Here is a 13,333-nt window from a genome sequence, read left to right on the forward strand (position 1 = left end):
AGGAACGTTTCTGACCCATGAGTCTGACAGAGATCACCGCCCTGCTGGGTCTAAACCTGGCCCTGATCGTCGTGGTCATGGTCGGGCTGTGGACCCTGTCCCTGCGGTTGAAGGACGTCAGCTTCATCGACGCCGTCTGGCCGATGGGGATGCTGCTGCTGGCGCTGGCGACGTTTACACGCACCGAGGGCGACCCGACGCGAAAATGGCTGCTGCTCTGGCTGGTCGGGGTCTGGGCCCTGCGGCTGGGTTGGCATCTGTACCGGCGCTGGCGGATGCACGGGGCGGACGGCCGTTACCTCGATCTGCTTGGGCGGATGGAGAAGAGCCGGGGCTGGGGCTTCGGCAAGACGGGGCTGCTGGTGGTGTTCCTGCCACAGGCGGTGCTGGCCTGGCTGACCTCGCTGCCGGTGCAACTGGGACAGGTCGCAATCGAGCCGACCGTGGGCTGGGTCGGCTGGGCCGGGGCCGTGCTGGCGGTGATCGGCATCGGCTTCGAGAGCATCGGCGACGCCCAGCTGGCGGCGTTCGGGAAGGACCCGGCCAACAAGGGCCAGGTGATGGACAGGGGCCTGTGGCGCTGGACCCGGCACCCGAACTATTTCGGCGACGCCTGCGTGTGGTGGGGGCTGTATCTGATCGCGGCCGAGACCGGGCCCGGGCTGTGGGCGATCGCCGGGCCGCTGTTCCTGACCTTCACCCTGACGAAATGGTCCGGGATCGGAATCACGGAGAAGGCCATCCACGGCACGCGGCCGGGCTATGCCGACTATGTGCGCCGGACCAGCCCCTTCATCCCTTGGCCGCCGAAGAAGATCTGAAGATCGACAGCCAAGAAAAACCCCCGCCGCGAGCGCGACGGGGGTTGACCGTTCTGATTGAACCGGGGGTCATGAAGCCCCGATTGAACCGTCTTACTGAGCGGGAGTCGACGGCGAGGTGTTCGGCGTGTTCTCGGTGGTCATGCCGCCGTCGGCGTTGCCAGCCTGTTGTTCGACGCGGTCGGCCTCGGCGTTGAGGGCCGTCTCGGCGGCTTCGGTCGGGGCGGCGGCGGCCTGTTCTTCCAGGGCGTCGGCCTGCACTTCGGCTTGCTTGTCGGCGGCGCTTTCCCCGCAGGCGGCGAGGCCGGCGAAGGCGAAGGTGGCGGCGGCGGCGATGATCAGTTTACGCATGAGGATATCCTTCCAGAGTGGAGACCTCATAACTCCGCCGCACCGATCAGGTTCACGGCGGCGTGAGAAAAAAGTGTTGGAACCTCAGCCTTCTGCAGAGAAGGCCACACGGGCCGCGCCCAGCAGGGCGGCGTGTTTGTGCAGGATCACGTTTGTCGGGATGGCGGCCATATAGTCCTGGAACCGTCCCTTGCGCTCGAACCGCTCGCGGAATGGGCTGGCCTTGAGGAAGGGCAGGATGCGGGGGGCGATGCCGCCGGCGATATAGACGCCGCCGCGCGCGCCGGTGGTCAGGGCGATGTCCCCGGCCACGGCGCCGAGGATGGCGCAGAAGCGGGCCAGGGTGGCGCCGCACGGGCTGGCCGGGTTCTCCATCGCCTCGGCAGTGATCTGGGCGGGGTCCTCGATGTGGCTCTCGCGGCCGTCGATCTCGGCCAGGGCGCGATGCATGTTCAGCAGGCCCGGGCCGCAGATCAGCCGCTCAATCGAGACGCGGTCGTAGCGGCGGCGCAGGATGCGCAGGATTTCGTCCTCGACCGCGTCGCCCGGAGCGAAACAGGCGTGTCCGCCTTCGGACGGCATGGCCATCTCGCCGCCCCGGCCGTCGCGCACCAGGGCGGAGACGCCGAAGCCGGTGCCGGGGCCCAGCACCGCGATGGCCGTGTGGGGCTCGCCCTCGGCGGGGCCGCCGAGCGAGGCCAGCATGTCATCGGGCACCACCGGCGCGCCCCAGGCGAGGGCCTCGAAGTCGTTGATCAGGCGGACGGGGTTGAGGCCGAGGGTCTGGAGTTCGGCCTCGGACACCCGCCACGGGGAATTGGTCAGGTCGATCTCGCCGTCCGTGACCGGGCCGGCGACGGCGATGACGCCGCCGGTCGGCTTGACCTCGCAGCCGTCGATGAAGGCCTTCACCCCGCTGAGGAAGGTGGGATAGGTCTCGGCGGGGAAGCTTTCGTGGTGTTCGAGCACCGGTTTTCCCTCGACCATGTGGGCGAGGGCGAAGCGGGCGTTGGTGCCGCCGACGTCCCCGACGAGCAAGGTCTTGTCCCAGGCGATGGTCATCGGAACATCCTTTTTTCCCTGACGTTCGCCGCGCGGCGGCTCACGGCTTGAAGGCGCGTCATGCGTCGACCGCGCGGTCTACGATATTGTTGTCGGGCGGCGTATCGACCTGGGCCGGAGCGCCGACGGGCGGGGCGAAACAGACGGATGCGCCCTCTTCCGCGGTCGAGACGACGTGGCGGAAGGCGGCGAACAGTTCGCGGCCATAGCCCCAGCCCGAGCCCTCGGCGTGAACCGTCGAGCGGGGAACGGGCGGACGGGCGGCCAGGTCGGGCACGCCGACGGTCGTGAGCACGCCCGCGTCGGCGTCGAGGCGGATGATGTCGCCGTCGCGGACATGGGCCAGCGGACCGCCGGCGAGGGCTTCCGGCGAGACGTGGATGGCGGCGGGCGTCTTGCCCGAGGCCCCGGACATGCGGCCGTCGGTGACGAAGGCGACCTTGAAGCCCTTGTCCTGAAGCACGGACAGGGCGGGCGAGAGGCTGTGCAGTTCGGGCATGCCGTTGGCCCTGGGGCCCTGGAAGCGCAGGACGACGATGACGTCGCGATCCAGCCGGCCGTCCCGGAAGGCCTGCAGCGCGTCCTCCTGGGTCTCGAACACGGCGGCGGGGGCCTCGACGATGCGGTTCTCCGGCTTGACGGCCGAGACCTTGATCACGGCCCGGCCGAGGTCGCCCTGCACGAGGCGCAGGCCGCCCTCGCGGTCGAAGGGGTCGGAGGCGGGGCGCAGAATGTCCGTGTCCAGACTTTGGGTGACGCCGTCCTTCCAGACCAGCTCGCCGTCGATCAGCATCGGCTCCTGGAAATAGTGATGGATGCCCTCGCCCATGATGGTGACGACGTCGGAATGGATGTGGCCGGCTCCGGCCAGTTCGCGGGCGACGAAGGCGACTCCGCCGGCGGCCTGGAAGGCGTTCACATCGGCCGAGCCGTTGGGATAGACCCGGGCCAGCAGCGGAGTGACCGAGGACAGCTGGTCCATGTCGGTCCAGTCGATCAGGATGCCGGCGGAGCGCGCCATGGCGACCAGATGGATGGCGTGGTTGGTCGAGCCCCCGGTGGCCAGCAGGGCGACGATGGCGTTGACCACGCCCTTCTCGCTGACGATATCAGCCATCCGGCCCTGACCGCTGCGGGCCAGTTCCACCGCACGCTTGCCCGCCGCCGCCGTCAGGGCGTCGCGCAGGCCGGTCTCGGGGTGGACAAAGGCGGTCGAGGGCAGGTGCAGGCCGATCAGCTCCATCATCATCTGGTTGGAGTTTGCGGTGCCGTAGAAGGTGCAGGTGCCGGGCGAATGGTAGGAGCCGATCTCGCTCTCCAGCAGGGTCGCGCGATCGACCTTGCCTTGCGCGTATTCGGCGCGGACCCGGGCCTTTTCGAAATTGGGGATGCCGGACGGCATGGGGCCGGCGGGGGCGAAGACGACCGGCAGGTGGCCGAAGGCGAGCGAGCCCATGAACAGGCCGGGGACGATCTTGTCGCAGACGCCGAGGCAGACCACGGCGTCGAAGGCGTCATGGGTCAGGGCCACGGCGGTGGACATGGCGATGACGTCGCGGCTGAACAGCGACAGGTCCATGCCGGGACGGCCCTGGGTGACGCCGTCGCACATGGCGGGCGTGGCGCCGGCGACCTGGGCGGTGGCGTTCACCTCGCGCACGGCGTCGCGGATGATCTGCGGAAAGCGTTCGAACGGCTGATGCGCCGACAGCATGTCATTGTAGGCGGTGACCACGCCGACATTGGGCTGGGTCCCCGACATGGCGTTGAGCTTGTCCTTGACCGGGGCGCCGGCGAAAGCGTGGGCCCAGTTGGCGCAGGACAGTTTGGCGCGGCCGGCCCCGGATGAGCGGGCGGCGTCCATGCGGCGCAGATAGTCTGCGCGGGTCGCCTTGGAGCGTTCGACGATGCGGGCGGTGACCTCGGCGACCACGGGGTTCAGGGTCGGCATCACGCTTTCTCCGTCCACAGAACGTCAAGCGGTACTTTGGCCGCGATCAGGGCGGCGATGGGTCTGATCGCCGGGTCGCCGGCGGCCTCGCGCTCGAAAACCGCGCGCTTCGCGGCGCCGGTGATGGCCAGGACCACGCGGCGGGCGGCCATCAGATACGGCAGGTTGATGGTCAGCCGCTCGAGGCTCGGCGCGGCGCCGTCGCGGCCATGCGGCACGCCGAGCACGGTCGGTCGGAGCCCAGGCGAAAGCAGGGTCTTCAGGGTCGGACTGTCAGGGAACATGGAACAGATATGGCCATCCTCCCCCATGCCGAGAAGGACGGCGTCCAATTTGCCGCCCTCGGCCGCCAGCGCGTGGGCCGCGAGGGCGGCGGCGCGGTCGACGGTGACGGCGGGGTGGAACAGGGGCACGAAGCGCGCCGCGGCGGCGGGGCCGGTCAGCAGGGACCGTTTCAGCAGGGCCGCGTTGGACTCGGGCGAAGTTTCGGGGACGTAGCGTTCGTCGACCAAGGTGACGGCGACGCGGGACCAGTCGAGGTCCGCCTGCGCCATGCGGCGGTAGACCGGCGCGGGCGTCGAGCCGCCGGAGCCGGCGAAGACGGCTCTGCCCGCATCGGCCAAGGCGGCGGTCAGGGCATCGGTCAGGCGGGCGGCGCAGGCGTCAGCCCAGGCGTCGCCATCCGCGAAGGCCTCGATTCCGGGTGCGACCTCAACCATGGCCGGTGTTCCATTCCCGCCCGGTCCGCGACATCAGCAGATCGGCCTCGGGCGGCCCCCAGGTTCCGGCCGCGTATTGCTTCGGCTTGAAGGCGGCGCCGCGCCAGGCGTCGGAGACCTCATCGATCCATTTCCATGCCTGTTCCGCCTCGTCACGGCGCACGAACAGGGTGGAGTCCCCGGCGAGGGCGTCGAGCAGCAGCCGCTCATAGGCGATGCGGCGGCGGGGCGGCCTGGCGTCCTTGTCGCCCTGGCCCCAGGACAGGGACATCTGGATCGGCTGCAGCTTCATGCGCTGGTCCAGCCCCGGCTTCTTGTTCATTACCGACAAGGCGATGTCTTCCTCGGGCTGAAGTTCGATGATCAGCCGGTTGGCCGCGATATGGCCGCGCTCACCGTGGTCGAAGATGGAGTGGGGCACCGGTTTGAACTGGATGACGATCTCCGTCCGCTTCTCGGCCAGCCGCTTGCCAGTGCGCAGGAAGAACGGCGTGCCGGCCCAGCGCCAGTTGTCGATGTCGACGCGAATGGCCACGAAGGTCTCGGTGTCGGACGCCTGACCTCGCTCCTCGCTATAGGGTTTCGCGGGTTTGCCCTCGCTGGTTCCGGCGACGTACTGTCCGCGCACTGTGACCCGCTCGACCTCGTCGTGGGTGACCGGACGAAGCGAGCGGATAACCTTGACCTTCTCGTTGCGGACGGAGTCCGGGTCGAGGTCGGACGGCGGCTCCATGGCCACGAGACAGAGCAGCTGGAGCATATGGTTCTGGAGCATGTCGCGCAATGCTCCGTACTCGTCGTAATAGGGCCAGCGGTCGCCGACGCCGAAGGTCTCGGCGACCGTGATCTGGACGTGGTCGATGCTCAGGCTGTTCCACAACGGCTCGAAGATGGTGTTGCCGAAGCGCAGGGCGATCAGATTCTGGACCGTCTCCTTGCCGAGGTAGTGGTCGATGCGGAAGACCTGGTCCTCCGAGAAGGCGTGGGCGACGGCGTCGTCGATCGCAAGGAAGGACTGAAGGTCGCGGCCGACCGGCTTTTCCAGCACCACGCGGTCGGTCGCCTCGGCCAGGCCGGCGGCCTTCAGGGCCGTGACGATGCGGCCGTAGAGCGAGGGCGAAACGGCGAGGAACGAAGTCACGCCGCCATCGCCGACCCTGTCCTTGAGCGGTTTCAGACTGGCGGGATCGGTGGCGTCGACGGGCAGATAGTCGAGCCGGGCGTCAAGGCGGGCCCAGGATGTGTCCGACCAGGCGTCGTCGGCGCGGGCCTTGCCCTCGACCGCGGCGCGGACCTTGGCGACATACTCATCCCGGCTTTCGTCCGAGCGGGCGGCGCCGATGATCTTCAGCCCGTCGGGCAGCAGGCCGTCGTGCTCAAGGAAATAGAGCGAGGGCAACAGCATCCGCATGGCGAGGTCGCCGCCGCCGCCGAACAGCACCAGGGCCGCCATGCGCTCTCCTTCATTCAGGTCCCGGCTGGACCGGGAGTTTGTTTGGCCGCTTCCGCGCGCTGCGCCAAGACGTCGAGGACGTCCTGAAACACCATGTGACGCGCACGCAGCAGCACCATCAGGTGATAGACCAAATCCGCCGCCTCGGCTGCCAGTTCCGAATCCGGACCCGCGACGCCGGCGAGGGCGGTCTCGACGCCCTCCTCCCCGACCTTCTGGGCGACGCGTTTGACGCCCTCGGCGAGCAGGCGCGCGGTCCAGCTTTCGGACGGGTCTGCGGCGGCCCGTTCGGCGATGGTCGCCTCCAGCCGGGCGAGGCGGCCGAGGCCCGGGGCGTCCTCGTCCCCGAAACAGCTGATGCGGTTCAGATGGCAGGCGTTTCCGACGGGGCGGACCTTGAGGACGAGGGCGTCGGCATCGCAGTCGGGGGTGATCGAAACGACATGAAGCCTGTCGCCCGAGGTCTCCCCCTTGCGCCAGCGCCCGCCACGCGAGCGCGAGAAGAAGGTGGCTTCACCGGAAGCGAGGGTCTCGTCCAGCGCGGCGCGGTCCATGTACGCCAGCGTCAGCACCTGCAGGGTCGCCGTGTCCTGGACGACGACCGGGATCAGGCCGCCGGACTTGTCGAAATCGAGGGTGGAAGGATCAATCATCATATTCCGCTCATCCCGGCGAAAGCCGGGACCCAGTGCTTTGGATGACCGGTCGAGGAGGGTGCGTCGAAAGGAGGTCCTGATACGCCAGCGTCAAGCTGGACAGAACTGGGACCCGGCTTTCGCCGGGATGAGCGGAATGAACGGGTCAAATCCTCATCTCCTCTCCGGCATCCGAGAGGAACGCCTTGAGGTCCGGAATCGCCAACGCCCCGGTGTGAAAGACGCTGGCCGCCAGGGCGCCGGAGACGTCGGCCTGTTCGAACACGTCGAGGAAATGCGAGGCCGCGCCGGCGCCGCCGGAGGCGACCAGCGGGACGGTCAGACGGGCGCGGACGGCGGCGAGCTGGGCGATGTCATAGCCGCGACGGACGCCGTCCTCGTCCATGCAGTTGAGGACGATCTCGCCGGCGCCGAGGGCCTGGGCTTCCACGATCCAGTCGAGGGTGCGGCGGCCGGCGGCCCGGCTGGCGGAGGGATCGCCGGTGTACTGGTGGACGACCCAGTCGTCGCCGGACCGTTTCGAATCGACGCCGACGACGACGCACTGGCTGCCGAAGCGGTCGGCCAGTTCGCCGATCAGCTCCGGGCGTTCAAGGGCGGGGGAGTTGATCGACACCTTGTCCGCGCCGTGGTCGAGGCAGCGGGCGGCCTGATCGACCGTGCGGATGCCGCCGGCGACGCTGAAGGGGATGTCGAGCAGGCGGGCGATGTCACGGACCCAGCCGTAGTCGAGGGTGCGACCCTCGGGGCTGGCGGTGATGTCGTAGAAGACCAGTTCGTCGGCGCCGTCGTCGCGATAGCGGGCGGCGAGGTCGGCGGCGTCACCCATGTCGGTGTGGCCCTGGAAGCGGACGCCCTTGACTACCCGGCCGTCCTTGACATCGAGGCACGGAATGATGCGCCGCGCGGTCATGTCGGTTCTTTGGCGGCGAGGGCTTCGGCCAGGGTGAAGCGGTTCTCGTAGAGGGCGCGGCCGACGATGGCGCCGTCGCAGCCGAGGGCGGCGGCGGCGGTCAGGTCGACGACCGAGGCGACCCCGCCCGAGGCCTGGACCTTCAGGTCGGGGCGGCGGCGGACGATCTCACCGAGAAGGTCGAGATTGAGGCCGGTCATGGCGCCGTCGCGGCCGACATCGGTGACCAACAGATGGCGGGCGAGGCCGGAGGGATAGCGGTCGAGCGCGGTCCAGAGGTCGACCCCGGCCGCCTCGGTCCAGCCCCTGAGCGCGGGGACCCAGCGGTCGCCGTCGGCCTTGACGTCGATGGCCAGGGTGATGCGGTCGGGGCCGAAGCGACGCAGCCAGTCGGACACCGTTTCCGGCTGCGACACCGCCAGCGAGCCGACCACCACGCGGGCCACCCCGGCGTCGATCAGGGCGGCGACGTCGTCGGCGGAGCGCACCCCGCCGCCGGACTGGATGCGGATGTCGAGGGCGCGGGCGAGATCGCCGATCAGGGCGTGCTGGACGGCGCGGCCGGCCTCGGCGCCGTCAAGGTCGACGATATGGGCCCAGGTCGCGCCCGCGGCGGCGAAGGCGGCGAGGCGGGACGCCGGGTGATCGTCGTAGCGGGTGACCTGATCGAACCGGCCATGCATCAGCCGCACGCAGGCGCCGCCGCGCAGGTCGATGGCGGGGTAGACGATCACGCGGTCCCCCGGTCTCGGCTGCGCCGCGCCGGAGGATGACGATGAGAGACGGTCATGGCTCGATCTCGAGGAAGTTTCTGAGGATGCGGGCGCCCGTGGCGGCCGAGCGTTCGGGGTGGAACTGGCAGCCCCAGCGGTTGCCGCTGCGAACGACGGCCGGCACGGGGCCGCCATAGTCTGCGCGGGCGACGGTCGCCGGCCCGTCGGGACAGACGAAGCCGTGGACGAAATATGCCCAGGCGCCGTCCTCGATCCCCTCGAGCAAGGGGTCGGGACGGACAGCGGTCAGGCGCGACCAGCCCATGTGAGGCACGGTCAGGCCGGGGCCGGGGTCCAGCCGGCGAACGGCCCCGGGGATGAGGCCCAGCAAAGGAACGGGTTCGCCCTCCTCGCTGGTCTCGAACAGCAGCTGCTGGCCGAGGCAGACGCCGAGCAAGAGGCGGGGGAAGGCGCGGATCGGCTCGATCAGGTCGAGGTCACGGAGCCGGGACATGGCATAGCCGGCGGCGCCGACCCCGGGCAGGATCAGCCGCTCGGCCTCGGCGACGGCGAGCGGGTCGTCGGTCAGGCGCACGGTCGCGCCCAGCCGTTCCAGCGCGAACCGGACCGAGGCGGTGTTGCCGGCGCCATAGGCCAGGACGGTGACGTTCACAGCACCCCCTTGGTGCTCGGCACGGCGTCGCCCTCGATGCGGATGGCCTGACGCAGGGCGCGGCCAAAGGCCTTGTAGACGGCCTCGGTCTTGTGATGGTCGTCGTCGCCGGTGACCGAGACGTGGATGGCTGCGCCGAGGTGTTCGGCCAGGGAGCGGAAGACATGGGCGGTCAGGTCGGTGCGGTAGTCGCCGATGAAGGGCGTCGCGAATCTCCCCTCGAACACGGGGAAGGGCCGGCCCGACAGGTCGATGGAGACGCTGGCGTTGGCCTCGTCCATGGGCAGGACGAAGCCGTAGCGGGCGATGCCGCGACGTTCGCCGAGCGCCTGTTTCAGGGCCTGGCCGAGAGCGATGGCGGAGTCCTCGATGGTGTGGTGCGGGTCGGTGTGCAGATCGCCCTCGCAGGACAGGCGCAGGGAGAATCCGCCGTGGGCGGCGACCTGTTCCAGCATGTGATCGAAGAAGCCGACGCCGGTGGCGATGGAGACCGGGCCGGTCGCGTCGAGGTCGACGGCGCAGACGATGCGGGTTTCCCTGGTGTCGCGGACGGCTTCGCCGGTGCGGTGAGCACGGTCGGATGCGGAGCCGAGGCCGAGGGCGGCGAGCAGCCGGTCATTGACTTCCGCCTTCGCCGAGACGGGCAGGCGCAGTCGGTCGCCGGCGCGATCGGCGGCGAGGTCGAAGCGGGCGAGGGCGGCGAGGATCGCGTCGGGGTCTGAGGGGCGAGCCATGATCACCGGGCCGAAGCCGGGCTCGACCGCCATGTCTCGGGACAGGGACTTGATCAGACGCTCGCGTTCGCTGCGTGCGAGATTGATGCGGGCGGTCGTCTCCAACATCCGCGACGGATCGAGCGCCTGCAGGGCGAGGCGGACGGAGACCTCGGGCAGGGCGTACGGCTCGAGCACCGTGGCGAGGCGGGCGAGGGTCGCCGGCTGGGCGAGGGCGGCCCCGACGCGGGCGCCGGCGAGGCCGTAGGCGAGCGACAGGCTGCGCAGCACGATCAGGTTGGCGTGGTCGCTGATGACGCTGGCGGCGGAGGCCGCGTCGGCGAACTCGGCCAGACCCTCATCGATGACCAGCAGGGCGGGCGCAACCCGTTCGGCCATCTCGCCCACGGCCTCGGGCGAGCCGAGGGCGCGGAGGATGACGGCGCCGGTCGGGACGCTGGCGGGGGGTGCGGCGTAGAGGGCGGCGAGGGCGCGGTAGGGCTCGGCGTTCGGGGCCTCTACGCGCAGGCCGTCGCGGGCGGCGAAGCGGAAGACCAGTTCCAGACCGTGCGTAAGGCCGCGCACCGGGAGGACGCTGTCGGCGGACACGCCATAGATCTGGGCCATGCGTGTGGCCAGGGCGCGGGGTTCGGCCGGATAGCGGTCGAGGCCTTCGCCGCCGGAGACCAGCGGGGCGAAGGGGGCGGGGAGGTTGTTCATCCGCCGATCCTCAGATCCGCGGCCCGGGCGTGGGCTTCCAGACCTTCCAGCCGGGCGAGGCGGGCGGCGATGGGTGCGAGGGCGGCGGCGCCGGCCTGGGTCACGGCCTGGACCGACATGGAGGTCATGAAGCTGGCCGTGGTGACGCCGCCCATGGTGCGGGCCGCGCCGTCGGTGGGCAGGACGTGGCTGGGGCCGGCGGCGTAGTCGCCCAGGGTCTCAGCGGCGAAGGCCCCGACGAAGACGGCCCCGGCGGCGGATATGCGGCCGACCAGCTGTTCGGCGTCCACGGTCTGCAAGGCGAGGTGTTCCGGGGCGTAGAGGTTGGCGACCTCGCAGGCCTCGGCCACGTCGCGGACACGAATGGCGCGGCCTTCGGCAAGGGAGGCGCGGGCGATGGCGGCGCGGGGGAGGGTCTGCAGCTGGCGGTCCACCGCGGCGAGGATGGCGTCGATATTGCCCCGGCTCTCCGAGACGAGGATGACCTGGGCGTCGGCGTCGTGCTCGGCCTGGCTGAGCAGGTCGGCTGCGGTGATCTCGGGGTCGGCGTCGCGGTCGGCGATGACCAGCAGTTCGGACGGGCCGGCGGGCATGTCGACGGCGGGACCGCCGGGCAGGGCCGCGGCCTGTTTCTTGGCCTCGGCGACCCAGGCGTTGCCGGGGCCGAACAGCTTGTCGCAAGGCGCGATGACGCCGTCGTCCAGCTCGGCCCCGAAGGTCAGAGCGGCGACAGCCTGGGCGCCGCCGACCAGCCAGAGCTCATCAAGCCCGGCTTCGGCGGCGGCAAAGATCATGGCAGGGTGAGGCTCGCCCGAAGCGGAGGGCGGGGTCACGGCGACGCGGCGACCGACCCCGGCCACGGCGGCCGGGATGGCCTGCATCAGCAGGGAGGAGAACAGGGGCGCCGAGCCGCCGGGGACATAGAGGCCCGCCGAGCGCAGCGGCCGCCAGACGAGGCGCGAACGGACGCCGGGGACGATCTCGACGTCGGGCGTGTCCTCGGGCCGGGTGGCCTCGTGAAAGATGCGGATGTTCTCGGCGGCCATGCGGATGGAGCGGGTATCCGCAGGCCGGAGGGTGTCGCGGGCGGCGGCGATTCGATCGGGCGTGAGTTCCAGACGGCGGGCCGCGGCGCCGTCCAGCTTGAGGCTCCAGTCGGTCACGGCCGCGCCGCCGCGGGTGCGGACATCGTCCATGATTTCGCGCACCCTGTCGGTGACACGCGCTTCGGTGCGGCGGCGGGGACGGGCGAGGGCCTCAAGGCGGCCGGCGGCGTCGAGGGTGCTCCAGTCGAGGCGTTTCATCACATCATCTTCTCGATGGGCAGGACGAGGATGGCCGAGGCGCCGGCGGCCTTGAGCCGTTCCAGCGTTTCCCAGAAGACCGCCTCCTGACAGACGGCGTGGACGGCCACGGCGTCGTCGCGGCCCGCCAGCGGCATGACCGTCGGCGCGCCTGCGCCGGGCAGGATGGCGGTGATCTCGGCCAGGGCCGAGCGGGGCGCGTTGAGCATGACGTATTTGGCCCCTTGCGAGGATACGACGCCGGCCATCCGCTCGATGATGCTGTCCAGCAGGTGCCGCAGGCCGGGCTCAGGGGCGACGGGCGAGCGGATCAGCACGGCCTGGCTGTCCAGCACCGTCTCCTTCGGCGCCAGACCGTTGGCCTCGAGCGTCGCCCCGGTCGAGACCAGATCGCAGATGGCGGAGGCCAGTTTGAGCCGGGGCGCGACCTCGACGGCGCCGCGCATGGTCACGATGTCGGCGCCGACGCCGTTCGCATCCAGGAACCGTCGCAGGATCTTCGGATAGGAGGTGGCGATGCGCAGGCCGTCCAGCGAGGCCGGTCCGGCGTAGGCCAGCGTCGGCGGCACGGCGATCTTCAGGGTGCACCTGCCGAAACCGAGCGGCATCAGCACCTCGGCCACGGGGCCGCCGTTGCGGACCTCCTCCAGCACATTCTCGCCGACGATGCCGAGGTCGCAGACGCCGTCGGCGACGAAGGTGGGGATGTCGTCGTCGCGCACGCGCAGCAGGTCGATAGGATAGTTCTCGACCCGATAGAGGAGGTCGTTGTTGCCCTTGACCACGCGCAGGCCCGCGTCGCGGACGAGGTCGAGGCTGCGTTCGGACAGACGGCCGGATTTCTGGACGGCGATACGCAGCCGACCTTGGACAGTGCTCATGACGGGGGACTCAGACTTTCTGTTTCAGGCTTTGGATTTCTGGCGGTCCAGCACCAGCCGGTAGCCCTGATGCGGCATTTCCCTGAGGAAGCGGGCGACGCGGACGACGGTGGTCGGGCTGGCCCGGGCCTCGGCGGCGATCTCCCGATAGGAATGCAGCTTCTGGTCCAGTAACCGCGCTACTGCCCAGCGCTCCGCGAAGGCGCGAAGTTCCGACGGCGTGCACAGATCGGCCAGGAATGCGTCCATCTCTTCGCGCGTCTTCAGACACAGCAGGGCGTCATAGAGGGCGAGCCGGTCGTCGGCCGCCTTGTGCACGGCCTTGCGGGGCAGGGTGTCGTTCATGCGCGTTCCACTATGCTGTAACAGTGGTACGGTCAAGGGGCATTTGTCTCGCCCCTCG

The 13,333-nt window shown here is 70.0% G+C and carries 14 protein-coding genes; 1 reads left to right on the forward strand and 13 read right to left on the reverse strand.

The window, feature by feature from the left end; genetic code table 11:
* Positions 1–17 precede the first annotated feature (17 nt).
* Entirely contained in the window at positions 18–821 is an 804-nt protein-coding gene (locus tag ACTIEW_RS00140; protein WP_439475878.1) for a DUF1295 domain-containing protein, read from the forward strand.
* A gap of 93 nt (positions 822–914) precedes the next feature.
* On the opposite strand, the gene ACTIEW_RS00145 is transcribed toward ACTIEW_RS00140, so the two are convergent.
* From ACTIEW_RS00145 to ACTIEW_RS00205, 13 genes are all read right to left on the reverse strand, one after another.
* The gene (locus tag ACTIEW_RS00145) at positions 915–1,172 is read right to left on the reverse strand and encodes a hypothetical protein (protein WP_439475879.1); all 258 of its coding nucleotides are present in this window, start codon (positions 1,170–1,172) and stop codon (positions 915–917) included.
* A gap of 84 nt (positions 1,173–1,256) precedes the next feature.
* Positions 1,257–2,234: a glucokinase gene (gene glk / locus ACTIEW_RS00150; RefSeq protein ID WP_439475880.1), complete on the reverse strand. Its 978-nt coding sequence runs from the start codon at positions 2,232–2,234 to the stop codon at positions 1,257–1,259.
* A gap of 58 nt (positions 2,235–2,292) precedes the next feature.
* Positions 2,293–4,185 (reverse strand): phosphogluconate dehydratase, encoded by a 1,893-nt coding sequence (gene edd, locus ACTIEW_RS00155; protein WP_439475881.1) that lies wholly within the window; start codon positions 4,183–4,185, stop codon positions 2,293–2,295.
* On the reverse strand, positions 4,185–4,904 hold the full coding sequence (gene pgl / locus ACTIEW_RS00160) for a 6-phosphogluconolactonase (protein WP_439475882.1): 720 nt from the start codon (positions 4,902–4,904) through the stop codon (positions 4,185–4,187). Before pgl ends, edd begins: the two co-directional genes overlap by 1 nt.
* A complete protein-coding gene (gene zwf / locus ACTIEW_RS00165) occupies positions 4,897–6,357 on the reverse strand; it encodes a glucose-6-phosphate dehydrogenase (RefSeq protein ID WP_439475883.1) in 1,461 nt (486 codons plus the stop codon). Before zwf ends, pgl begins: the two co-directional genes overlap by 8 nt.
* 14 nt (positions 6,358–6,371) lie before the next feature.
* The gene (gene hisIE, locus ACTIEW_RS00170) at positions 6,372–7,010 is read right to left on the reverse strand and encodes a bifunctional phosphoribosyl-AMP cyclohydrolase/phosphoribosyl-ATP diphosphatase HisIE (RefSeq protein WP_439476295.1); all 639 of its coding nucleotides are present in this window, start codon (positions 7,008–7,010) and stop codon (positions 6,372–6,374) included.
* 148 nt (positions 7,011–7,158) lie between these two features.
* Positions 7,159–7,926: an imidazole glycerol phosphate synthase subunit HisF gene (gene hisF, locus ACTIEW_RS00175; RefSeq protein WP_439475884.1), complete on the reverse strand. Its 768-nt coding sequence runs from the start codon at positions 7,924–7,926 to the stop codon at positions 7,159–7,161.
* Entirely contained in the window at positions 7,923–8,660 is a 738-nt protein-coding gene (gene hisA / locus ACTIEW_RS00180) for a 1-(5-phosphoribosyl)-5-[(5-phosphoribosylamino)methylideneamino]imidazole-4-carboxamide isomerase (RefSeq protein ID WP_439475885.1), read from the reverse strand. Before hisA ends, hisF begins: the two co-directional genes overlap by 4 nt.
* Positions 8,661–8,712: 52 nt before the next feature.
* Positions 8,713–9,312, reverse strand: a complete 600-nt coding sequence (gene hisH / locus ACTIEW_RS00185; RefSeq protein WP_439475886.1) for an imidazole glycerol phosphate synthase subunit HisH — start codon at positions 9,310–9,312, stop codon at positions 8,713–8,715.
* Positions 9,309–10,745 (reverse strand): imidazoleglycerol-phosphate dehydratase HisB, encoded by a 1,437-nt coding sequence (gene hisB, locus ACTIEW_RS00190; RefSeq protein WP_439475887.1) that lies wholly within the window; start codon positions 10,743–10,745, stop codon positions 9,309–9,311. Before hisB ends, hisH begins: the two co-directional genes overlap by 4 nt.
* The gene (hisD, locus tag ACTIEW_RS00195; protein WP_439475888.1) at positions 10,742–12,049 is read right to left on the reverse strand and encodes a histidinol dehydrogenase; all 1,308 of its coding nucleotides are present in this window, start codon (positions 12,047–12,049) and stop codon (positions 10,742–10,744) included. The genes hisB and hisD overlap by 4 nt, the downstream gene beginning before the upstream one ends.
* Positions 12,049–12,930: an ATP phosphoribosyltransferase gene (gene hisG, locus ACTIEW_RS00200; RefSeq protein ID WP_439475889.1), complete on the reverse strand. Its 882-nt coding sequence runs from the start codon at positions 12,928–12,930 to the stop codon at positions 12,049–12,051. The genes hisD and hisG overlap by 1 nt, the downstream gene beginning before the upstream one ends.
* Positions 12,931–12,954: 24 nt before the next feature.
* Complete coding sequence (locus ACTIEW_RS00205) at positions 12,955–13,275, reverse strand: YerC/YecD family TrpR-related protein (protein WP_439475890.1); 321 nt, start codon at positions 13,273–13,275, stop codon at positions 12,955–12,957.
* Between the last annotated feature and the right edge of the window lie 58 nt (positions 13,276–13,333).

Source organism: Brevundimonas sp. (assembly GCF_051860745.1).
Taxonomy (GTDB): Bacteria; Pseudomonadota; Alphaproteobacteria; order Caulobacterales; family Caulobacteraceae; genus Brevundimonas.